This is a genomic window from Rhodobacter sp. TJ_12, from assembly GCF_020023995.1.
In the GTDB taxonomy this organism is placed as follows: Bacteria; Pseudomonadota; Alphaproteobacteria; order Rhodobacterales; family Rhodobacteraceae; genus Rhodobacter.
In genome coordinates this window covers 1-19,203 of record NZ_NRRD01000006.1, presented here as the reverse complement: position 1 = coordinate 19,203, position 19,203 = coordinate 1, and the positions used below count along the sequence as shown (strand labels likewise).

Sequence of the window (19,203 nt, the reverse complement as noted above, 5' to 3'; positions counted from 1 at the left end):
CGGGGCGGCGACGGTCAGCCAGTAATGGGCGCGCAGATAGTCAAGCACGAAGGTCATCATTTCCGATCTCCCTCCCTAGGCAATTCAGTGGGGATGTTGTGGCGTTTGCACCAAGCCTGCAGGGCCTCGATCACGGTGCTGATCTGCTTGGCGTCGGTCATCCGGTCGATGTCGATCGGCACCGCGCCCCAGGCGGCGCCATAGCGGGCGCGGATGAAGGCGTTGAGCCCCTTCGCGCCTGCCACTTTCACCACCCCCGCCTTTTGCAAGAGCCCCCAAAGCACATGGCAATAGCGCACATCTGCCCGTTTCGCAGGCGCGCGCTTGCCGCTTGTTTTGGAAAACCCCAAGCGCTTCATTTCGTCAAGAACGGCGGTTTTCTGACGATCGGACATCACCTTGAGCGAGGCCTTGCCGGTGACGCGGTTCAGCATCGCGCGGTAATCATCCTCGGCCATGCCGAGCTGGCCCTTGGCGATATTGATCACTGCATTGAGGTTGGTCACTGAACACCTCCCGCATGCGCTTTGAGAATGGCGACCTCGATCTGATCGGCCCCGAAATTCGTCGGAGCCGCCTCAATATGAAACACAGCGCCTGTGCACATCGTCACCCGCAGCGCCTTGTAGCCGCTAGGCTTCGGAGTGGGCCCGGTGACCCACTCCATCGCCGCGACGAATTGTGGGTTGATATGAACGCCGAAATCGGTCGAGATCATCATGTCAGGCGGCCCCGGCGCGGGCACGCAGCACCTGCAAAAGCTGCGACTGCTTTTCGATCGTCAAACCGTCGGGCGTCAGCGCGATGAAGCGCGCCTTGGCCTTCCCGAATTCGACGCCAAGAGCATCTGCGATGTCGGCCATCTGCCGGCCACTGGCCAAGGCTTCAACAAGCTCAAGATCGCGCTGCGCGGTCCAGCCGTCGCGATAGCCGAGCTTGCCGAGCATTTCGACGAGTTGACGCCACCAAAACGGGCGCTGCTCATTCTCGGCAGCTGAAGCTGGTGCAGGGGTGTCATTGGCCATTGGCTCGGGAACAACGGCATCTTTCTTTTGCTTTCGGCTCCAAGCCCCGTATTTGCCCCGAAGCTGCGGCATGGACACACCAAGCGTCTCAGCCACATCGCTCATCGTCGCCCCGCCTTGGATCGCAATAAAGGCGCCGTCCCAATCATTCTCGGTCGGTTCGGCCTTTGGGGCTTCCGTTTGCTTAGCGGCGGCTTCCGCTGCCACATCCTTTTTCATTGAATCCACAATGGCATCCAGAAGCTTGTTCGCGTCGATTTGCCGACCGTCAACTTTTTGCGCAGGCATTGTCGCTTCGCCGTGGGTGCCTTCGCATTCGAGCTCAGCCGATGCCGCCGCGCGATCTTTCACCAACGGCACCGGGTCACGCGATGCGCTTTCACTCTCGATCGGCCACGCGCCGTCATCATCACCAAAATCATTGGCCGCGTCTTCTTCCACTGCATCCTTAAAGCCCGGAACGCTCGGTTCGCGCAGGCTTTCAAGGTCGTTGAGGCTTTCGGCCACGGTGGCCGCCAGCGTCTGGTCGTAAAACAGGGCCACGCGGAACGGTTTCAAAACGCAAAGCTCCGTGCTTCCGTCGGCCAGGTGCTTCAAGGTATACATGCCATTCTCCAGCTGCTCATCAGGCCCCGGCCACCACGCCGAGACGACGTCCCCCGGTCGCCCGAGGGGCGTTTCGCGTCAGGATTTTTTCGGTTTCGCGGGCTTGAATGCCAAATGCGTGCTGGCCGGGATCTCGACCTCCGCGCCCGTGGCCGGGTTGCGCCCCATGCGGGCCTTTTTGTGCCGTTGTTCGAAAGATCCGAAGCCGATGAGTGTCACTTTCGACCCAGCGGCGGTCTGGGTGCCGATTTCGCCAAGCGTGGCGTCGAGCATGTCCTTGACGTTGGTCTTTGCAAAACCGGTATGCGCCGCGACGGCGTCGATCAGGTCAGATTTCGAAAAAGTGGTCGTTTTCGCCATAGGTCTCTCCTGTTTGGCTTGGGTGGGTCCGCGAGTGGCGGGGGGACCGGCCGGAGTGGGCGGCCGGGAAATCTCAGGCTTTTGCGAGGTCGATCGTCACCGAAGTCCACGGCGCATCGGGTGCGCTACGCATCTGGATCCGGTAATAGGTTTTCGAGCCGACGACACGGATCGCCTCGCGGATCGCGTCCATCGCGCGGTTCCAGCGTGTGTCTTCCACCTCGAGGCTCAACATTGTGAACAGAAGGGCCCGGTTCACTTGGCCTTCTTTATCGGTGTTGAACGTCTTGGTGATCAGCGCGCGGATTTCCGGGCGGCTGTCGGCTGACCACTCGTTCAAACATTCATCGAGTAGCGCCTTGCCCACTTGCAGCTCGGGGCCGAAATCCATCAAATCGTTGACGCGCACCTCGATTTTCATCAGCCCGTCATGGGTCTGATAGGTGCGATTGCCTTTCGGACCGCCCTTGGTGAGACCATATTGCTGCTCGAGAATGGCGTCGAAAGCGCCAAGATCCTCGAACGTATGCTCTTTGAAGCGCTTGACCTGCTCGCTCAGCGCCAAGGCAAAGCCCATGATCTTGCGAACGGTTTCATCTTCAAGAAGGTGCTGTGGCTTGATCAGTTCCACAGGCATCAACGCGCCCTTGGCATCGGCCATGTAGGGCTTTCCATTGACCTCAACGATGCCCGTGGGCACCGCAGCGGGGGAGAAATCAGACATTTTGGGGTTCCTTGTTGCGGGTGGTGGTTTTGCGTTTGCGGGGAAATAGGTGCTGAACGGCTTTTGTGATCGCAGCCGAGGCGTCATCGAGATTGACATCGTCGACGCCGCGTTCGTTTCTCAGGATCTGGGCAACGAGGATGATGGTTCCCTCGTCGATCGAGATGGTGAGCTCCTTAGCCATGATCCGGCTCCTGAGTGTTTGGGGTGGTAGTGAAGGTGAATTGGGGCATCGGCGCGCCGGGGTAGATCGGCGTCAGTCCACAATCGGCAAGCAGGCAGGCCATCGCCTCGATCTCCTGAAAGCTGACCATGGTGATGCCTCGAGGCCCCCAAAGATCGATCTTGCCAAGGCCGGTTCCGGCACGGGTCACGATCTGTTCCGGGGTCAGACAATCAGACATCGTCGCCTCCTTTCAGCGGGTTGATGGGGCAAGCGCGGCACGCGCCCCAATGACGAAGTTTTTCGGGGTTCGAGGTGGACATCGGTGCCGCGGCGAAGCGACGGCAGTCCTCCGCCGGGATGCCCCGGCGCAGGTGAGGGCACATCATCTGATCGCGATAAAGCCGCATGACCGCCGCGCCATGCTTGCGCGTCACCAGATCAAGGCTTTTGGCCGGATAGGTGCCGTTGATCAGCATCGAGACGGAGGGGCGCGGCATGTCGACCTCGCGTGCGATTTGCGCGATGGATTTGCCCTTTGCCTTCTCTGCGCGGAGCAGTTCGACCCATTCAGGCGGCGGCAGATCGATCAAAGGCATGGCACGGCCTCCCCGATCGCGATCTCTGTGCCGGTATTGAAATCGAACAGCACCTTCTGACGCGGGCGATAGACCGGGGCCAAAGCTCCTGTGTTCTTGATCAACCGGAACCGCTTGAAACCGGGCGAGGTCGGTTTCGTGCCAACGACCTTAGATGGGAGGTCGATCACATAACCCGCCTTGATCAGCACTCGCATATAGTGGCGAAGATTGTAGCCGGGATCGGCCTCGCCGCGCTCGGCTGCCGCGATCACTTCGCCTAGGGTAAAGATGCCAAGCACGCGCATCGCCTTCCAGGCGCGCACCCGGAACGTGTCGTGTTGACGGCGGATCTTGCCATGGGCCCTCGTCGGGCCGGATTTGATCCGAAAGCCAGAGCGCACCTGGATCAAGCCCCGCTCAGACAGTCGGTATTCACCGGGTTCGCTATGGCGATCCATGAGCCCGTGATCTGCCAGCTTCACCGCTGCACGGATGATTTGCTCCTTCGAGTAGATCATCGTGTTGCACAATGTTTCGAGCCGGTGTGTTTCACCGTCCATCAGCACATCGATCAATTCATTTGGAACAGTGCCGGGAGCGAGCCGCATCAGTAGGCCCCCGGAACAGCCACCGCAGAACCGGTGTTGCGGTTATGCATGATCACTTGACCGGCCATGTCCGCAACGGTCACGCCCTCGCCAATGTCATCGAGGCGATGGCCAAAACGTTCAATATAGCCGATCGCCTCGACCACTTCGCGATTGAAACCGCCGCTGGCGCGATGCACGAATTCGACCAGATCCGGAGCGACCGCCACCTCGCAGCGCCCTTCGATCAGCGCTCGCACATCTTCTTGCGTCGCAGGCTCGAACCGGACGCGGCGCGGAGCCCGGCTTTCAATTTGCGGATAGCGTTTGATGATATCGCGCAGCGTGCCCATGCCGACAAGGATCGTCGGGATCTGCAAAGCGTCAGAAATGCCCCGGATCGTTTCCATCACCTCGCGCTTGCCAGCCACAAGGTCGCACTCATCGACGATCCAGCCAAAGGGGCGCCGGGCGATCTGGGCCGCATGCCACTTTTCAAACAGGATCTCGATGACCCGCTCATAACGCTTGGCTTTTGCGCGCGGCGGCTCTTCACCCAGTTCGCGCAGCAGGTTGTGGATGAACATTCCGCCATCCCAGCCAACCTCCGCGCGGATATAAACCGCGTCGTTCTGAGCCTGCCAGCGTGCCATGAGAGAGGTCTTGCCAAGCCCGGGCTTGCCATCGACCACCATCATGCAGGCTTCTTTTGCGCCGCGATGTTCTAAGTCCGCGAGAGACCCAAGGAATTTCCGGACATTCTCTGTCTCGACAAATACGTCTCGCATTTTTTATGCTCTCCTCACTGTCTTGATCGTCAGGCGGCGCCACGTAAAAGCTTTGCAAGGGCATCGAGGTCGACGCCTGACGATCGGAAATATTCAACCGATGCGGGTTGGTTCATGCAGTCGCGCAGGATGCGCATTTGCCCATCTGACGCCTCTGCGGGGTGCTCGACCGCCCATAGGGCCAAATCGAGATCAGTCGCGAACCGGGGCTTTTTCGCCGTTTTCAGCGGCACAGCTTCCTGTACCGTCTCAGGCGCCTTCGGTTCCCGAATGAAACTGGCCACCGGCGCGACCGGCTGCTCCACAATGAGCGGCGCGGCCGCTTCGGCCTCGATGTCGCGCAACTTCGCCTGAACACGCTTCTTGCGGCCCTCAAGACGGGTTTGTTCGACCTTGTCTTGCAACGTGCGCGGGATGAAATCGGTGCGGTTGCCGCCGAAACGAGCCACACAGATCAGTGGCCCTGGTTGGCCGTCATCGGCAATCTCGCGCACCCAGACCCGCTCTGCTTGATTGTCGTCATAACCGACGAGAACCCGCACACCATGATAGGCTTCGAGCCGATCATGGAAGAAGGTGTTGCGGTTCCATTCAACCAGCCCACGGCGTACGACACGCACCTCATAGGGCCGGAACAGATCGTCGATCTCGCCCGGATCGGGCAGGAGTGCCTCAAACCCGTCACGCACATGCGCCGCCCATGCTTCATTCGGGCTCATGTGGCGCAGATTGCCGGTTTCCGGATCTTCAAAGCGGGGCAGGGCGGAGTGCGGGCGGTCGTTATACTCGGCCACGGCGCGTTCACAGGTGGCAAGGAATTCGTCCCAGGGCATCAAAAGCCGTGACTCGCCGAATTCCTTGATATCGCGGCGGGTTTTGCGATGTGCGAACTGCCCCGCCTCTTTGTCCATATCTGCGCCGATATAAGTGGGAAACCGTTTCGAAAGCGGGTTCCAGACTGTCTTGTTGAACCTTTCGATGATCCCTTTGGCTTGGCTGTTATAGGGCAGGGCATGCATCTTCGTGATCGACAGCCGTGCCATCAACCCGCTTGCTTCGGCGTCGAAGGTCTTGTTTTTGTAGCCCGCACCACGGTCGGTATAGAACATCGCGGGAATGCCATTCTGCTCACAGGCCCGGCGCAACGCCTCGGTTACGGCGATCACGTTCTCCTTGCGGCTCACGGCAATGCCGACGCATTTGCGTGTCGCCACATCAAGGATTGAGGTCAGCTCCGGACGCATCGGTAGGCGCGATCGCGGATCAGCGATCTCAGCGTCGAAGGTTTTGCCATCGGCGGTATAAACCGTTGTCGGCAAAAGGTTTTCGGTCGAGCGCTCGATATAGGCCATGCGAGAGCGCAACGTCAGCAATCCTTCGCGCCCCACATTGCGCTCAATGTCATTGAGCTTGTTCTTGAGAACATATCGCACCTGAGAAATCGTCAGCCGCAGGTGTTCCGGCGGATCGGTTTTCAGATATTCGGAAAGGGCTTCGGTCGCGTCTGGTTTTGTTCCGATTGCATAGTGCTTCAAGAACCCGGCGAAACCGGGCGGGATAGGATCAGTCGCTTTCGTGGGGGCAGGCGCCAAAGCGACAACCGCACCAGCGTCACGGGCTTGGAACCAGCGCCAAAGTGACCGTTCGGAAAGCTTAGGCACACCGCCACGTGCCCGCGCATTGGCTGTCAGGATCGTTTCGGCTGTCACGCCAAAGCCTTCGACCATCGGGTCAGGCTTTTGCAAAAGCTTCGCTTCGGCCGGTGTGATGGGCTTGTGATCAGAGACTTTTTCGCTCGCCGCACAACGCGCCAAATGGATTTTCTGCGCCTCTAAGAAGGCTCGGATCGCCCAGGCGCGGCCTTGCCCCTTGGCCACTGCAAAGGTGTCGATCGCACGCGTAATCTCTGCACGGGCCTCGCGTGCACCAACGGCATGCTTGGGCTGATGCGCGGCCCGAAGTGCCGCCAGCTGGCGCTCTTCACGCAGCGCCTGCGCGTTCATGGCTTCCACAACGCAGGTCTTGGCTTCGCGCGCCGCCAGAGCCGCTTGTAGATCGAGGGGTAGGGCCGAGAAATGGTATTCCATCCCACCCCCGCGCCCGGCACGCTTGCGGGCAAGGACACCCGTATTCCAGCCTTGACGCTCGGCGAGGGCACGGAAGTTGCGCTCGCTCTTCGGGTATCCAGCAAGGCCACGGCGACTGACTGCCTCGGCCAGTTCGCGCGCGGTAAACCATTCTTGACGGGTGACCATATCTTTCACCGGTTCACCCTCCGGCGTGCGGCAAGCGCGTTGCGCCGCGCCTGCATTTCTTCGATGTGTTCCTCAAGAAGCCGCTCTTCGATCAGCGCGGCATATTCATCCTCGATCACCGTCAGGCCGAATTCGCCCGGCACAAAACCTAGAAGATCGCGCGCACCGGTGACATGGACCAGCGCGACAAACGCATCGAGCGGGATTCGATGCTCGTCAGACCCCTCAGAGGCCCATTTGTTCAAGATCGCCTCAGAAACAGGGCGGCCAAGATAGTCAGCCATTTCACGAGCGACGCGGGCGCGGTTCAGGCCGCTATCGCGCGCATCGCGGAGTGCATGCGCGATGATCCGCGCGATCTTGCTATCCAGCCGCCCACGCCCGATGACGTCGGCGCTATAGCCGAGAGCCACTTTCGGCGGCTGCCACTCAAAGAGGTCTTTCGTCAAAGGATCACGGTGGCGGGCAGGCATATCAGATCTTCCCCTGCCGCTTAAGCGAGGCGATCACACGCGCTTCATGCGCCAGCAGCACTCGGTCAAGGGTGGCATCGTCGAGTGCCTCGATCACCTTATGCGCGGCGGTATAGCGCTTTTCAAAAACGTCCGGCCGCACCCCGCGCTCAATCAGCACCAGCGCATCCCCTACACCCGCAGCAGCAGGCGGGTTGCTCAGGATCATGTCGCAAATCCGCTCTTGCCGGGCTGGCGATTGCTCCGAAAGCAGCTTGATTTCCGATTGGTTGGTGGCGGTTTTGGTGCCCGCCAAGCGGCGGCGACTGTCGGGCGTCAGGCCCGTCCAGATCTTCACCGCGATTTGGATTGCGCGCTGCGAAATCCCGACCTTCTCGGCCGTATCTTTAGCAAACGAAAAGATTTCGTTTGCTGCGCCTTGCCGGGCTTTGCCACCCGCTACTCCTGCGCGGGTCTCCGGATACAAGCGCTCATAGACCACTTTCAGCTCGTAAAGATGCTGCGCCCGGTCCAGCGCGGTCAATTCATTGCGGCCAAGGTTTTCCAAAACCTCATCCATCCGCGCTTCGTCATTGCTTTGTTCGGCCACCACCCGCGCGGGGATCGCGCTGCGACCCAATTGTTCAAAGGCGCGCAGCCGATGCAGCCCCGCCACCAGCACATAAGCGGGCTGGTCTTCACTATGGGAAAAATGCGGGCGAACGCTGATCGGGTGCATTAGCCCCTGCGCCTCAATAAGGCCCGCTAACGCCGCAGCCCCATCCGGGTCAAAGGCCCTTGCGCGATCTTCGGGCACGCGGATCAAATTGACCGCGATCTCGGTAAAATATTCGGTCGTCATGCCTGTATCCATTTTTTGACCCTTATCGCGCTGGGCTGGATGCCCCGCGCGCCGTGCCAGCCGCCTGTTCAAGCAGCTGGCCGATGATCTTGCTCTCGCGCCCGGCCTGTGCTTGCGCGGCCAACGCATCGACTTGCGCCAGCAACACCAAATGCGCCCGTGCCAACTCCGCGACCTGCGCGGCATTGAGAAGAAGAGGGGCCTGGACAATCCCCACCATCACGTCACCGCCCGATCTGCAGGGCTGGACCGTGTGTTCCAGGCTTCAATCAAGTTGCCTTTGAACCCAAGGCGCTTTGAAAAGACCGAGGGTTTCACCGGGCAGGCATCATTCGGGCAATGCAGGTAGCCATCCGAGGACGTGCCATATAGCTTGGCTTCAACCCCGCAGAACGGACAGGGGGCGAGTTCGGCGCAGGCCATCACGCCACCCTCCCTGCCGCAGCCGGTTCCGCTTCGCTGGTCACTGCAGCTATCCAGTTGCGCACTGCTTGCGCCCGGTTCCGCACCGAAGTGGCGCGAAACCCATAGGCGCGGGCCTCGAAACGATCACCGCGGATCCGGACCTCGCCCAGCGTGGCCGCCAAAAAGGCCGAGACCAGCGCATTTGAAGGCTCATGCGCAAGGCGTTGCGCCAGCGCCAACGCGGCGGCATGGCGTTTGATCCTCGGGCGGGGCGCAGTGTGGAAATGACGGACCATCATTGCAGGCACCTCACGATCCGGTGAACGAACCACACCCAAAAGATGAGCCCGCCAATGAGGGCGCCGGTGATCCACCACCCGCTTGCGAAGCGCGCGGGGGGGATCGCACGCGCCAACTGGCGGCAAAGATTATCCAGCATGGCCCACCTCCGTGATCGGCATCGCCACGCTCACGGGCCGGGCCATCATTGTGGCCACCGCCGCGCGCAGCGCAGCATCTTCACTCACGGCCGTGCGGCCTTCCTGTTCATGTGCCTCGGCGATCAGGAAGCTCTGCAACTTGCGCAGGCTCTGCGCGAGCCGCGAGCGGGTCCAATCATCAGGGCGCACACCGCCCGACAGGATCGCGATCACTTCCCCCAGATCACCCGCCGAGCGCCGAAAACCCTCGGCAGACCCGTCAAGAAATGAGTAGTCTTTGGACGAAATCGGGCTCATGCGGCGGCTCCTTTGTCCGAAAGGCGCGCCGCCTTTTTCCTTGCGATCAGGGCCTCATTCTCGGCAGAAAGGAGCGAGGACTTCCGAATGGGATAACGAGTCGGAAAAAGTTCCGCCGCAGGCACGCTGAGAAACTCGGCAATCGCCTTTTCGGCGGGGCGCGATGGGCGGCTCCAAACGGACCGCATCTGGCTCGGATTGACGCCCTTGAGTTCGGCAAGACCCGTCAGGGTCATGCCAGCTTCTTCGAGGGCGCATTTGATCTGGGCTTTCGTCCAGATTTTACTCATCTGGTTGGCCTCCTGTTGAAAGTCGATGTTGGCGCATCGGCTTTTTTCAGTGTCACGGGTTGCAATCGCAGGCGGCGTTCGTCGTCTGCATATGAAAGGAATAACTCCACAAATGGAGCCGGTCAATCCAAATATGGATGATGCCACGCCTTCGCTCCCAAATGTGGAGGAGGCGCGACTGCGCGCTCGTGTAGCATCGGCAATTACTGCCGGTGGGGGCGTCAAGGAAATGTTTGAAAAGACAGGAATTCCCAAGGGAACAATGGAAAAATATGCGGCGCAGACTTCCACTGCCTCGTTTGTGAATGCCGCGAAGATCGCGGCAGCAGCGGGCGTTACGCTCGATCAGATCGCCTTTTCAGAGGACGATATCTCCAAAAATGGAGCGGGGCGGCGACTGCACGATGTGATTGTCGGCATCTCCGAGAGAGGCCGAAGGGACGAACGGCCTGCAGCACCGATCATTGATTTCAACCAACCGGATTTTGTCAGATTGCCAATTTACAACGATGTGCAGGCCTCGGCCGGGCCGGGAGCTGTCCCGGTCTCAGAGCAGGCCGATGGTGTGGTAGCTTTCACTCGGCGCTTCCTCTCCAATCAGGGCGCGAGGCCGGATCACTGCTCGGTCATCTGGGCGCGCGGAACTTCGATGAAGCCGACGATTCCAGACGGCGCGCTTCTCGTCGTCGATCACAGCCAGCGCGAGGTCGAGCATGGCTGCATCTACGTCTTCAACGTGTCAGACCGTCTATTGGTCAAGCGCGCCCGCTGGCGTCTCGACGGCCGCCTCGAACTCGTCTCAGACAACGCAGAGGAAGGCTATCCGGTCGAAATCTTCGGGGCTGAATCCATCGATCAACTCCGCGTCGTTGGCCGAGTGGTTTATTTTGGGAGGACACCGTGAGCGGACAGAGTAGCTACTTTGCCGATATCATCGGTTTCGGCCAGACGGGTCGAAAAGTAAAAAAAGGGGAAGTCTGGTGATTATCCGAGCAGTTGCCTTCGCTAGCTTAACTTTTATCTGCGCATGTACTTCGCAGGCTCAACTAGACAACACAGCTCCGCAGAAAACTGTTCTGGTCGCCTCAAACTACCAAGCTGTATTCAAACAGCTAAATCGCGGCATGAGGAATTGTGCGGCGAATGCGTTCCGAATAGATGCGCAGTTATATCCTGATCTTGGCCATGCAGAGATCACGCTTTCCGCTGACGGTCTGACCTCTGCTTCACCGTTCCTCTATGCTAAAATCATCCGAGAAGGTGCTCAAAGTTCGGTTCTTGAGCTCAAATCACTGATGGGAATTTCTCCGGAGGGACCGATCGCTTGGATGGAATTCTGGGCCGCTGGCGGAACAGGTTGCCCCGGCTTGAGTTACGCGGAACGTCCTCCTCAATGACCAACCTAAGCTTGGCCTCAGTGTGCTTGGCATAGCGCCAGAAGCACTTTGGCTTCTGCGATGGTTTGGTTCATTTCAACGTTCTGATTCTCTATCATGTTGTCTATGAACGCCTGAAGCTCTTCTCTTCTCGCCAGAGGGACATCAAGCCAAAGCGATGTGATAATTCTTAAAGAGTTGACGGCCATTGCTTGCTCGGCCGTCGCATGGACTGACCTGTTCGCCATCGCAGCGGCGGTATCACATAGGGCACGGGCGTCTTGCGCTGCCACGAATGTAGGGACAAATGTGGATCCGATGATGGCTGCGATTAGTCTCATGATCCTCCCCCCACTTACAATCTTCTCACGCTATCGCTGTATGGTCGGCATCGTAATGCCTCCGCCATGCTGTTAGAAACGGCGGCTAGACATTGATCCTGACACTTTTCCAGCATCCGAGTTTCATCGCGCCGTGATCCTTCCCGTCCGCATAGTATCAGCCTTATTTCATTGGTGATTTGCGAAACTCGGATGCTGATCGCAAAACTCGGACGCACCATCCGAGTTTCTGCCATTGGTCCCGACGAACTCGGATGGTGTTTGCGGCTCTAGGCTTTCCCTGATGGCCTTAAAAGGTTGGTCTCTCAATACGTTATCTCCTGCGCGACTTTGCGCTGCTCTCGCTTCCGTTTCGGCAGAGAATGCGCTCCAATCGCAAGTTTTCTCGGGGCTCTGGTGCCATCACTTGCACTTGCTTTCGTTCGCTTCAGGCCAGTTTTGGCCCTTTATTCCTTATGTTTTCGGGCTGTTACGGGGTGCTCTGTGCCCCGTCGGTCTTTCTGCCAAAGGTAGTCCCCCCCTACAGATTTGGTGGAGATGGCCCATTTTGGGCTTGCGGCTTTTTCGTGCAGCGCAAAACACCGGGGCAGGATCAACCTGACCTGTCTGGGGCATAATTTAAGCGACTGTGACGTTTCCCGCCTTTGCAACGCACCGTCTATTAAACGCAATAAGCTTCAGATGATCTAAACGATGAAATACAAGTATTTTCTTTTACTCGTGCCAGTGCTTCTTATTGCTGTGGTGGAGCTGTCTTTGCGGTTCGTCGGCGTCATCGACTTTCCGCTATATGACGTAGACAACGTGGTCGGCTATGTTCCGCGCGCCAACCAATCCGGGTCTTTCCTCAATCGAAATGATTGGGTGATCAATGATCGCAACATGAGCACCGCGACGCGCTGGGAAGATGGAGAAGACGATCTTCTGCTTGTCGGTGACAGCATTGTGTGGTGCGGCAACAGCTATCGGAGAGAGGATCGTCTCAGCTTCGTGCTGCAGGCGCGCGAGGCTGAAATCGCGCCGCGCAGACAGGTCTGGCCCATCAGTGCGGGCAGTTGGGCCGTGGTCAACGAAGTAAACTGGCTTGAAGCCAACCGCGATGTGCTTGCCGCGGCAGAGCATGTTGTCTTCGTGTTCAACAGTGCGGATTTCGGCGTGCCGTCTTCTTGGCGAAGTTCTCTCACGCATCCGCGTCAGCGCCCGTGGTCTGCACTCGCTTATGTGGTGCAGAAATACCTTCTTTCTCAGGAGGCGCCTCCGACACCGGCAGAGTTGATTGTTCCGCCGCGCGATCCGGTCAAAGCCTTGACGGAGATCACCGAAGGCTGTGATTGCAACTTGCATATCTGGCTGTATCCGACCAAGGCAGAGTTTCTGGACCCACAAGGAAAAGGACAGGCCCTCGAAGGCGGGTTCGCCCCCTTCCTTGCGGCGCTTGGCGACGAGGTGACCGTGCATCGAGTCGCGGATATCCCCGAATGGAGCGTTGACTCCTACAAGGATGGCATTCACGGATCCCCGCAAGGATTGAGAATTTTGGCAGACGCCATCGCAGAAGGCCTGCAAGACTAGAGCGAGGCCGAGATCGTGTGGGGCGGCGCCTCGGTGCCGCGCCTTCTTGATGACAGTTTCAATGACGTGACGCGCGATGTCGTCGATGGGGTCGGGGAGGCGGACGCCCCCTCTGATCGCATTCGGGGCGCACCGAAAGACCGCTACACCTAGCGCAAAGCCCCGGAGTCTCAGGCCGTTACCCAATCGCCGAATTTCATCAACTCGTCACACCAAAGTTAATAGCCCGTTACAGCCCCTGAGCATGGTCCGCCGCGTCTGAACCCCGGAGAGACCCATGTTCAAAACCGTTTCCCTCGCGACACTTGTGGGCGCGCTTGGCGCCACCTCTGCCTTTGCCCAGACTGATATCAGCTGGTGGCATGGCATGGGGGGCCGCAATGGCGAAGTGATCAACGAGATCTCGATGAAATTCAACGAGGCGCAGTCGGCCTGCCATCTGACGCCGCTTTCGAAAGGCACCTATGAAGAGGCGCTGGCCTCGGGCATCGCCGCTTTCCGTTCGGGCGAACAGCCCAATATCTTGCAAGTGTTCGACGCGGGTGCCGCCACGATCATGGCCGCCAAAGGCGCGACCATCGCCGCTGAAGATCTGATCGTGCAAGCGGGCAAACCCTTCAACCGCGAAGACTTCATCGCAGGCGTGCGCAATTTCTACGCCGATGCCGATGGCAAATTCATCGGCATGCCGTTCAACTCTTCGGCGCCGATCATGTATATCAACACCGAGGCGATGGACGCTGCGGGCGTTGAAGCTCCGACCACTTGGGAAGAGTTTGAAGCCGTTGCGCCGAAGCTGAAAGAAGCGGGCTACATTCCGCTGACCGCTTCGCAGTTGACCTGGATGTTCATGGAGAACTTCAAGTCGCGCAACAACCAGCAATTCGCGACCAATAACAACGGCTATGACGGGATCGAAGGCACCGAGATCATCGTCAATGACGACAACACTGTGATGATGTTCGATAAGCTCAAAGAATGGGCCGATGCGGGCCTGTTTGGCTTCTATGGCGCGGGCTGGGTGGATAACCAAAAACCCTTCGAAGAGGGCAAGGTGGCCTTCTGGATCGGCTCTTCGGGCAGCTTTGGCGGGTTGCAAAAAACCGCCACCATGCCGTTCTCGGCGGAATTCCTGCCCTATTGGGATTCGCTTGGCGAAGGCACCCAGTCCTTCATCGGCGGCGCGGCGCTTTTTGCGATGGCAGGCAAACCTGCGGAAGAAAACGCCTGCACGGCGGAATTCTTCAGCTTCCTGACCTCGCCGGAAATCCAAGTCTATTGGCACAAGAACACCGGCTATGTGCCGATCACCACCGCCGCCTATGACATGGCAAAGGCCGAAGGCTGGTATGACGAAACCCCGGTTGCCGAAGTGGGCATCAAACAACTGATGCTGCCGGGCGGCGATTGGAGCAAGGGCTACCGGATGGGCTTCTATCCGCAAATCCGCACCGTGATGGAACGCGAGTTCAACCGCATCTTCTCGGGTGAGGTCAGCCCGAAAGACGCGCTCGACACGATCGAGACCGAGGCGAACGGCCTTTTGGCGAAATTCGCCAAGACCGCAAGCTGAACTGGCCCCCTCCTCCATGGCTCCGGGGGAACCCCCGGGGCCTTCCCATTGAAAGACGCCTATGACTGCTTCGCCGCTTGTCCCCGCGCGCTTGGCTGCCGTGCGCCGCTGGATGGCGCGCCCCGCCGCGCATCCCGCCAAACTTGCCCAATTCGACCGCCCGCTGGCGCCATGGCTTTTTGTGGCGCCGCAGCTTTTGATCGTGGCGATCTTTTTCTACTGGCCCTCGGTGCAGGCGGTGACGTCTTCGTTCTATCTTGAGGACCCGTTCGGCTTTGGCGCGGCCTTTGTCGGGCTGGACAATTACCGGGACGCGCTCGCCTCAAACGAATATCGCCATATCGCCGGATTCACCGCGCTCTTTGCAGCCACGGTCACAGCGCTCTCGCTCGGCCTTGGGCTTTTGCTTGCGGTGAAGGCGGACGCAGTGATGCGGGGATCGGGCGCCTATAAAACCGCGCTCATCTCCGTTTACGCCATCGCGCCGCCTGTTGTGGGGCTGATCGGCATGATGATGTTTGACATGCATATCGGCCCTTTCACCCAAGCCGCCGCGCTGTTTGGATGGGACATGCGGGTGGGCATTGATTACCAAGATACCGCGCTGGCGCTGATCACCGTCGCGGTGTGGAAGCAAATCCCCTACAACTTCATCTTCTTCCTGTCGGGCCTTCAGGCTGTGCCGTCCAGCGTGCGCGAAGCCGCGCTGATTGATGCGCGCTCGGGCTGGCGGCGGTTTCGCGATGTGACCTTGCCGCTTTTGGCCCCCACCGGCTTTTTCTTGCTGGTGATCAACATCACCTATGCGCTGTTTGATACCTTCGGGATCATCGACGTGATGGTGAAAGACAAACCCGCCAACAACCCGATCACGCTGGTCTACAAAGTCTATCTTGATGGTTTCAAAGGCAATGATATCGGCGGTTCCTCGGCGCAATCGGTCATTTTGATGGTGGTCGTGGCCGCGCTGACGGTGGCGCAATTCCGGCTGATTGAGCGCCGGGTGCATTACGGATAAGCCCATGCGACGTTTCAGACCCTTCGATCACCTGATCTTGCTTTTGGGCGCGGCCTTTCTGATGACGCCCGTGGTCATGGCCTTCATGTCCTCGACCCATGCCGCGACCGAAATCCACATGAACGGGCTGTTTCTTACGCCCGGCACCGAGGGACTGGCCACCTATGAAAAGGTCCTCACCCAAAAAGGCGGCTTCACCGGCACGGTGACCGGCACGCGGATGGTGATGAACTCCACCATCCTTGGCCTTGGCTTTGCGCTGGGTAAGGTGGTGGTGTCGATGCTGGCGGCTTACGGGCTGGTTTACTTCCGGTTCCGCTTCGCCACGCCGATCTTTTGGATCATCTTCACCACGCTTTTGCTGCCGCTCGAAGTGCGGATCATGCCCTCTTATCAGGTGATGAGCACGCTGGGCGCGCTGAATACCTATTGGGGGCTGATCATCCCGCTTTTGGCTTCGGCCACTGGCACGTTCTACTTCCGCCAGTTCTTTAAATCGGTCCCTGATGAGCTGTTGGAAGCTGCGCGGATTGATGGCGCGGGGCCGGTGCGGTTCTTCCTTGGGGTTCTGGTGCCGTTGTCGCGCCCGATGATGGCGGCGATCTTCATCATCATGTTCGTCTATGGCTGGAACCAATACCTTTGGCCGATGCTGATGACGACGGATGAGCGGTTCTTCACCCTCATGCGCGGCATCAAGACGATCTTGCAAGTCTGGATCGGCAGTCAAGTGCCCGACTACAACGAAGCCTTTGCCCTTGCGGTGCTGGCGATGCTGCCGCCTTTGGGCGTGGTGCTCGCCTTCCAGCGCCTGTTCATCAAGGGCCTGACGGAAAGCGACAAGTAATGGCCGAAATCCTTCTTGAACACGTGGGCAAAACCTATGCGGGGGGCACGCAAGCGGTCCGCGATGTGTCGCTGTCTGTGGCCGATGGCGAGTTTATCGTGCTGGTCGGTCCTTCGGGCTGCGGGAAATCCACGCTTTTGCGGATGGTGGCAGGTCTAGAAGACATCACCACGGGCACGGTGACCATTGGCGGGCGCGTCGTGAACCGGCTTGAGCCCGCCGAGCGCGACATTGCGATGGTGTTTCAAAACTACGCGCTTTACCCGCATATGACGGTGCGCGAAAATATGTCTTGGGGGCTTAAGAACCGCCGCATCCCCAAAGATGAGATCGCCGCGCGGGTCGAAGAAGCGGCGCGGATGCTGGAATTGCATCCCTACCTTGATCGCAAGCCGCGCGCCTTGTCGGGCGGGCAACGCCAGCGCGTTGCGATGGGCCGCGCGATCGTGCGCCAGCCCGCCGCGTTCTTGTTCGATGAGCCGCTGTCGAACCTTGATGCGAAACTGCGCGTCACCATGCGCGGTGAAATCCGTAAGCTGCAAAAGCGGCTCGGCACCACCGCGCTTTATGTAACGCATGACCAGCTAGAGGCGATGACCTTGGCGGATCGTTTGGTCGTGCTCAATGGCGGGAAAATCGAACAGGTGGGCCGCCCGCTCGACGTCTATCACCGCCCCGCCTCCACCTTTGTGGCCGCCTTCATTGGCGCGCCAGCGATGAACCTGCTTGATGCGCGGATTGAGGCGGGGCATCTGTGGCTCGCGGGCGTTGATTTGGGCCGGGTCGAGGGCGAGGCCCGCGCGGTCACGCTGGGTATTCGGGCTGAGGATTTGCAGCTTTTGCCCACGGGTGGTCTGCCCTTGCGCATTGATGTGATTGAGGAATTGGGCGCGGGCCGCGTGGTGCATGGCTTTGTCGACGACCAACCCCTGTGCGTCAGCCTACCTTCCGGGGCGGAACTGCCGGCGCAGCTGCATCTGGGCGCCGCGCCCGAAGCGTTGCATTTGTTTGATGCGATCACCGGCAAGCGTTTGCCGCAATCGGTGCATAGCAGTGCAAAGGTGCATGCATGATTTTTGAAAAGACCTCGGCGCTTGATGTCCCTACGCAAGCGCTCCGGGCAGATTTTGTCACCTTGGCGCGCGCGGGCGCAGCCCATGAGGACCTGGCCCGCCAGGTGCGCGCTTTCACGCAAGTGGAGTTGGGCGGCACCGCCCCTGACGCGCCGCTCGCGTTGCCGTTGCGGGTGGCAACATGGAACCTTGAACGCTGCCTGTTCCCCGCGCCTTCGGCGCAAGCCTTAGCGGGGGCGGATGTGTTGCTGTTGTCTGAAATGGACTGTGGCATGGCCCGCACCGCGCAATGCCACACGAGTGCCGATATCGGTCAGCGGCTGGGCATGGCCTATGCCTATGGGCTCGAATTTCTGGAGCTAGGCTTGGGCTCTGAGATTGAGCACAGCTTTTGCACGGATGCGTTCAATACGCATGGCTTTCACGGCAACGCGCTGTTGGCGCGTGCGCCGCTCCGCCGTGCATTCATGTTGCGTCTGCCGGGGCAGGGGCATTGGTATGGCGATGCAGGCCAGCCACGTTTGGGGGGTCGTGTCGCGGTGGGGGCAGAAGTTGCCACCACGTCTGGCCCGATCGTGTTTGTCTCCACCCATCTTGAAAGCGCAAGCGATGCCGCCCACCGCACCGCACAGGTCGCGGCCTTGATCGATGCGCTCAACACCCATTTCCCCAACCGCCCGGTTTTGATTGGCGGGGATCTGAACACCGGCAACCACATTGGCGGTGATTGGCGCGCGGAGACGCTGTTTGATCTGGCCCGCGCAGTGGGGTTTGACGTGCATGGCGGCCCAGAGGATCAGACGACCACGCGCCCCAGCCTGATCACCCGGTTCCCCGAGCGGGCGATGAAACTTGATTGGTTCCTGTCGCGTGGGATGCAGCTTGGCGAGACGGTGATTCACACCAGTCTGGATGCCAACGCCCGCCCGCTGTCAGACCACGACCGGTTAGAGACCACGATTGCCGGTTTATTTTAGGTGGCGTTTGGTTTGCTTCGGGTGGGTTTAGTGTTGGTGATTCCGGTGGTTTTGGTGTTTGGCCGGGGTGGTGGTCAAGATTGTGTCGTTTGCTTGGGTGATTTGCGCAACATTCTTTCTTGTCGTGTCTTTCTGTGTGTTGGCGTGGAAAAAGTTTTGAGTGTTGAGGCCAATGAAACAAGGGAGTTTTGGGGGTGTTGGGAAGAAAATTTGGTTTGGGCTGAAAAAAGGGGTTGCGGGTTTTGGCGTGTCTCCGTAAAAGCCCCCTCACCGAAGCGGAACACACCGCAACGGGGCGCCGGACGGGTCGCAAGACACTGAAAGCGAACGAAAATTTGGAGATGCGGTTGGCTAGCGGCGCCAAGGATAACGGGCGCTACTGGTTGATTTTGTTTCCTTGCTCTTTGACATTGATGGATATCTGAAGAGATATGTGGGCGGTTTGGGCGCGAGAGCGACTGCGAACCGAGACATATCGGCGCTCTAGCTTCGGCGATGATGAGCGTAGTCAGCTTCACTGTTTGGCGGCTCCGGTTTCCGGAGACGACAAGCAGATGTGACGATCCCTTCGGGGATCAGATATGTGCAAGG

Annotated in this window: 27 protein-coding genes and 1 other RNA gene; 8 read left to right on the top strand and 20 right to left on the bottom strand. The window is 59.3% G+C overall.

The window, feature by feature from the left end; genetic code table 11:
• Nucleotides 1–56 precede the first annotated feature (56 nt).
• The 19 genes from CKO11_RS06830 to CKO11_RS06740 form a co-directional block, all read right to left on the bottom strand.
• Entirely contained in the window at nucleotides 57–506 is a 450-nt protein-coding gene (locus tag CKO11_RS06830; RefSeq protein ID WP_223635059.1) for a phage protein GemA/Gp16 family protein, read from the bottom strand.
• Nucleotides 503–721, bottom strand: a complete 219-nt coding sequence (locus tag CKO11_RS06825) for a hypothetical protein (RefSeq protein ID WP_223635056.1) — start codon at nucleotides 719–721, stop codon at nucleotides 503–505. The genes CKO11_RS06830 and CKO11_RS06825 overlap by 4 nt, the downstream gene beginning before the upstream one ends.
• A 1-nt stretch (nucleotide 722) precedes the next feature.
• On the bottom strand, nucleotides 723–1,532 hold the full coding sequence (locus tag CKO11_RS06820; RefSeq protein WP_223635052.1) for a hypothetical protein: 810 nt from the start codon (nucleotides 1,530–1,532) through the stop codon (nucleotides 723–725).
• Between the two features lie 105 nt (nucleotides 1,533–1,637).
• Nucleotides 1,638–1,710: hammerhead ribozyme type II (locus tag CKO11_RS06815), an RNA gene on the bottom strand.
• Nucleotides 1,710–1,991 carry an HU family DNA-binding protein gene (locus CKO11_RS06810; RefSeq protein WP_223635049.1) on the bottom strand — a complete coding sequence of 94 codons (282 nt, stop codon included), beginning with the start codon at nucleotides 1,989–1,991 and terminating at the stop codon, nucleotides 1,710–1,712. Before CKO11_RS06810 ends, CKO11_RS06815 begins: the two co-directional genes overlap by 1 nt.
• A gap of 73 nt (nucleotides 1,992–2,064) precedes the next feature.
• On the bottom strand, nucleotides 2,065–2,715 hold the full coding sequence (locus CKO11_RS06805) for a DUF3164 family protein (RefSeq protein WP_223635047.1): 651 nt from the start codon (nucleotides 2,713–2,715) through the stop codon (nucleotides 2,065–2,067).
• Nucleotides 2,708–2,899, bottom strand: a complete 192-nt coding sequence (locus CKO11_RS06800; protein ID WP_223635044.1) for a hypothetical protein — start codon at nucleotides 2,897–2,899, stop codon at nucleotides 2,708–2,710. The genes CKO11_RS06805 and CKO11_RS06800 overlap by 8 nt, the downstream gene beginning before the upstream one ends.
• A complete protein-coding gene (locus tag CKO11_RS06795) occupies nucleotides 2,892–3,119 on the bottom strand; it encodes a hypothetical protein (RefSeq protein WP_223635041.1) in 228 nt (75 codons plus the stop codon). Before CKO11_RS06795 ends, CKO11_RS06800 begins: the two co-directional genes overlap by 8 nt.
• The gene (locus CKO11_RS06790) at nucleotides 3,112–3,477 is read right to left on the bottom strand and encodes a MarR family transcriptional regulator (protein ID WP_223635038.1); all 366 of its coding nucleotides are present in this window, start codon (nucleotides 3,475–3,477) and stop codon (nucleotides 3,112–3,114) included. The genes CKO11_RS06795 and CKO11_RS06790 overlap by 8 nt, the downstream gene beginning before the upstream one ends.
• Entirely contained in the window at nucleotides 3,468–4,067 is a 600-nt protein-coding gene (locus tag CKO11_RS06785; protein ID WP_223635035.1) for a hypothetical protein, read from the bottom strand. Before CKO11_RS06785 ends, CKO11_RS06790 begins: the two co-directional genes overlap by 10 nt.
• On the bottom strand, nucleotides 4,067–4,834 hold the full coding sequence (locus tag CKO11_RS06780) for an AAA family ATPase (RefSeq protein WP_223635032.1): 768 nt from the start codon (nucleotides 4,832–4,834) through the stop codon (nucleotides 4,067–4,069). The genes CKO11_RS06785 and CKO11_RS06780 overlap by 1 nt, the downstream gene beginning before the upstream one ends.
• Before the next feature lie 29 nt (nucleotides 4,835–4,863).
• Nucleotides 4,864–7,089 (bottom strand): Mu transposase C-terminal domain-containing protein, encoded by a 2,226-nt coding sequence (locus CKO11_RS06775; RefSeq protein ID WP_223635557.1) that lies wholly within the window; start codon nucleotides 7,087–7,089, stop codon nucleotides 4,864–4,866.
• Between the two features lie 5 nt (nucleotides 7,090–7,094).
• Nucleotides 7,095–7,562: a hypothetical protein gene (locus CKO11_RS06770; protein WP_223635029.1), complete on the bottom strand. Its 468-nt coding sequence runs from the start codon at nucleotides 7,560–7,562 to the stop codon at nucleotides 7,095–7,097.
• 1 nt (nucleotide 7,563) lies between these two features.
• Complete coding sequence (locus CKO11_RS06765; protein ID WP_223635026.1) at nucleotides 7,564–8,403, bottom strand: ParB/RepB/Spo0J family partition protein; 840 nt, start codon at nucleotides 8,401–8,403, stop codon at nucleotides 7,564–7,566.
• A gap of 22 nt (nucleotides 8,404–8,425) precedes the next feature.
• The gene (locus CKO11_RS06760) at nucleotides 8,426–8,623 is read right to left on the bottom strand and encodes a hypothetical protein (RefSeq protein WP_223635023.1); all 198 of its coding nucleotides are present in this window, start codon (nucleotides 8,621–8,623) and stop codon (nucleotides 8,426–8,428) included.
• Nucleotides 8,623–8,826, bottom strand: a complete 204-nt coding sequence (locus tag CKO11_RS06755) for a Lar family restriction alleviation protein (protein WP_223635020.1) — start codon at nucleotides 8,824–8,826, stop codon at nucleotides 8,623–8,625. Before CKO11_RS06755 ends, CKO11_RS06760 begins: the two co-directional genes overlap by 1 nt.
• On the bottom strand, nucleotides 8,826–9,107 hold the full coding sequence (locus tag CKO11_RS06750; protein WP_223635016.1) for a hypothetical protein: 282 nt from the start codon (nucleotides 9,105–9,107) through the stop codon (nucleotides 8,826–8,828). The genes CKO11_RS06755 and CKO11_RS06750 overlap by 1 nt, the downstream gene beginning before the upstream one ends.
• A gap of 129 nt (nucleotides 9,108–9,236) precedes the next feature.
• Complete coding sequence (locus CKO11_RS06745; protein WP_223635013.1) at nucleotides 9,237–9,545, bottom strand: hypothetical protein; 309 nt, start codon at nucleotides 9,543–9,545, stop codon at nucleotides 9,237–9,239.
• On the bottom strand, nucleotides 9,542–9,835 hold the full coding sequence (locus CKO11_RS06740; protein ID WP_223635010.1) for a helix-turn-helix domain-containing protein: 294 nt from the start codon (nucleotides 9,833–9,835) through the stop codon (nucleotides 9,542–9,544). The genes CKO11_RS06745 and CKO11_RS06740 overlap by 4 nt, the downstream gene beginning before the upstream one ends.
• A gap of 112 nt (nucleotides 9,836–9,947) precedes the next feature.
• On the opposite strand from CKO11_RS06740, the gene CKO11_RS06735 reads away from it, so the two are divergent.
• On the top strand, nucleotides 9,948–10,739 hold the full coding sequence (locus tag CKO11_RS06735) for a helix-turn-helix transcriptional regulator (protein WP_223635007.1): 792 nt from the start codon (nucleotides 9,948–9,950) through the stop codon (nucleotides 10,737–10,739).
• A gap of 76 nt (nucleotides 10,740–10,815) precedes the next feature.
• Nucleotides 10,816–11,232 (top strand): hypothetical protein, encoded by a 417-nt coding sequence (locus CKO11_RS06730; RefSeq protein ID WP_223634989.1) that lies wholly within the window; start codon nucleotides 10,816–10,818, stop codon nucleotides 11,230–11,232.
• A 17-nt stretch (nucleotides 11,233–11,249) separates the two neighbouring features.
• Here the strand turns inward: CKO11_RS06730 and CKO11_RS06725 are convergent, their stop codons facing one another.
• Nucleotides 11,250–11,552 carry a hypothetical protein gene (locus tag CKO11_RS06725; RefSeq protein WP_223634987.1) on the bottom strand — a complete coding sequence of 101 codons (303 nt, stop codon included), beginning with the start codon at nucleotides 11,550–11,552 and terminating at the stop codon, nucleotides 11,250–11,252.
• A 693-nt stretch (nucleotides 11,553–12,245) separates the two neighbouring features.
• On the opposite strand from CKO11_RS06725, the gene CKO11_RS06720 reads away from it, so the two are divergent.
• The 6 genes from CKO11_RS06720 (at nucleotide 12,246) to CKO11_RS06695 (ending at nucleotide 18,612) form a co-directional block, all read left to right on the top strand.
• On the top strand, nucleotides 12,246–13,124 hold the full coding sequence (locus CKO11_RS06720) for a hypothetical protein (protein WP_223634984.1): 879 nt from the start codon (nucleotides 12,246–12,248) through the stop codon (nucleotides 13,122–13,124).
• A gap of 277 nt (nucleotides 13,125–13,401) precedes the next feature.
• Nucleotides 13,402–14,697, top strand: a complete 1,296-nt coding sequence (locus tag CKO11_RS06715; RefSeq protein WP_223634968.1) for an extracellular solute-binding protein — start codon at nucleotides 13,402–13,404, stop codon at nucleotides 14,695–14,697.
• 61 nt (nucleotides 14,698–14,758) lie between these two features.
• Nucleotides 14,759–15,715 (top strand): carbohydrate ABC transporter permease, encoded by a 957-nt coding sequence (locus CKO11_RS06710; RefSeq protein ID WP_223634965.1) that lies wholly within the window; start codon nucleotides 14,759–14,761, stop codon nucleotides 15,713–15,715.
• Nucleotides 15,716–15,719: 4 nt separating this feature from the next.
• A complete protein-coding gene (locus tag CKO11_RS06705) occupies nucleotides 15,720–16,562 on the top strand; it encodes an ABC transporter permease subunit (protein ID WP_223634962.1) in 843 nt (280 codons plus the stop codon).
• Nucleotides 16,562–17,635 (top strand): sn-glycerol-3-phosphate import ATP-binding protein UgpC, encoded by a 1,074-nt coding sequence (locus CKO11_RS06700; protein ID WP_223634959.1) that lies wholly within the window; start codon nucleotides 16,562–16,564, stop codon nucleotides 17,633–17,635. Before CKO11_RS06705 ends, CKO11_RS06700 begins: the two co-directional genes overlap by 1 nt.
• Entirely contained in the window at nucleotides 17,632–18,612 is a 981-nt protein-coding gene (locus tag CKO11_RS06695) for an endonuclease/exonuclease/phosphatase family protein (RefSeq protein ID WP_223634956.1), read from the top strand. Before CKO11_RS06700 ends, CKO11_RS06695 begins: the two co-directional genes overlap by 4 nt.
• Nucleotides 18,613–19,203: the final 591 nt, after the last annotated feature.

Coding starts and splice junctions, on each gene's coding strand:
- CKO11_RS06825 (WP_223635056.1), bottom strand. CDS start 721: ATGATGATCTCGACCGATTTCGGCGTTCATATCAACCCACAATTCGTC.
- CKO11_RS06810 (WP_223635049.1), bottom strand. CDS start 1,991: ATGGCGAAAACGACCACTTTTTCGAAATCTGACCTGATCGACGCCGTC.
- CKO11_RS06805 (WP_223635047.1), bottom strand. CDS start 2,715: ATGTCTGATTTCTCCCCCGCTGCGGTGCCCACGGGCATCGTTGAGGTC.
- CKO11_RS06800 (WP_223635044.1), bottom strand. CDS start 2,899: ATGGCTAAGGAGCTCACCATCTCGATCGACGAGGGAACCATCATCCTC.
- CKO11_RS06795 (WP_223635041.1), bottom strand. CDS start 3,119: ATGTCTGATTGTCTGACCCCGGAACAGATCGTGACCCGTGCCGGAACC.
- CKO11_RS06790 (WP_223635038.1), bottom strand. CDS start 3,477: ATGCCTTTGATCGATCTGCCGCCGCCTGAATGGGTCGAACTGCTCCGC.
- CKO11_RS06785 (WP_223635035.1), bottom strand. CDS start 4,067: ATGCGGCTCGCTCCCGGCACTGTTCCAAATGAATTGATCGATGTGCTG.
- CKO11_RS06780 (WP_223635032.1), bottom strand. CDS start 4,834: ATGCGAGACGTATTTGTCGAGACAGAGAATGTCCGGAAATTCCTTGGG.
- CKO11_RS06775 (WP_223635557.1), bottom strand. CDS start 7,089: ATGGTCACCCGTCAAGAATGGTTTACCGCGCGCGAACTGGCCGAGGCA.
- CKO11_RS06770 (WP_223635029.1), bottom strand. CDS start 7,562: ATGCCTGCCCGCCACCGTGATCCTTTGACGAAAGACCTCTTTGAGTGG.
- CKO11_RS06765 (WP_223635026.1), bottom strand. CDS start 8,403: ATGACGACCGAATATTTTACCGAGATCGCGGTCAATTTGATCCGCGTG.
- CKO11_RS06760 (WP_223635023.1), bottom strand. CDS start 8,623: ATGGTGGGGATTGTCCAGGCCCCTCTTCTTCTCAATGCCGCGCAGGTC.
- CKO11_RS06755 (WP_223635020.1), bottom strand. CDS start 8,826: ATGGCCTGCGCCGAACTCGCCCCCTGTCCGTTCTGCGGGGTTGAAGCC.
- CKO11_RS06750 (WP_223635016.1), bottom strand. CDS start 9,107: ATGATGGTCCGTCATTTCCACACTGCGCCCCGCCCGAGGATCAAACGC.
- CKO11_RS06745 (WP_223635013.1), bottom strand. CDS start 9,545: ATGAGCCCGATTTCGTCCAAAGACTACTCATTTCTTGACGGGTCTGCC.
- CKO11_RS06740 (WP_223635010.1), bottom strand. CDS start 9,835: ATGAGTAAAATCTGGACGAAAGCCCAGATCAAATGCGCCCTCGAAGAA.
- CKO11_RS06735 (WP_223635007.1), top strand. CDS start 9,948: ATGGAGCCGGTCAATCCAAATATGGATGATGCCACGCCTTCGCTCCCA.
- CKO11_RS06725 (WP_223634987.1), bottom strand. CDS start 11,552: ATGAGACTAATCGCAGCCATCATCGGATCCACATTTGTCCCTACATTC.
- CKO11_RS06720 (WP_223634984.1), top strand. CDS start 12,246: ATGAAATACAAGTATTTTCTTTTACTCGTGCCAGTGCTTCTTATTGCT.
- CKO11_RS06715 (WP_223634968.1), top strand. CDS start 13,402: ATGTTCAAAACCGTTTCCCTCGCGACACTTGTGGGCGCGCTTGGCGCC.
- CKO11_RS06710 (WP_223634965.1), top strand. CDS start 14,759: ATGACTGCTTCGCCGCTTGTCCCCGCGCGCTTGGCTGCCGTGCGCCGC.
- CKO11_RS06705 (WP_223634962.1), top strand. CDS start 15,720: ATGCGACGTTTCAGACCCTTCGATCACCTGATCTTGCTTTTGGGCGCG.
- CKO11_RS06700 (WP_223634959.1), top strand. CDS start 16,562: ATGGCCGAAATCCTTCTTGAACACGTGGGCAAAACCTATGCGGGGGGC.
- CKO11_RS06695 (WP_223634956.1), top strand. CDS start 17,632: ATGATTTTTGAAAAGACCTCGGCGCTTGATGTCCCTACGCAAGCGCTC.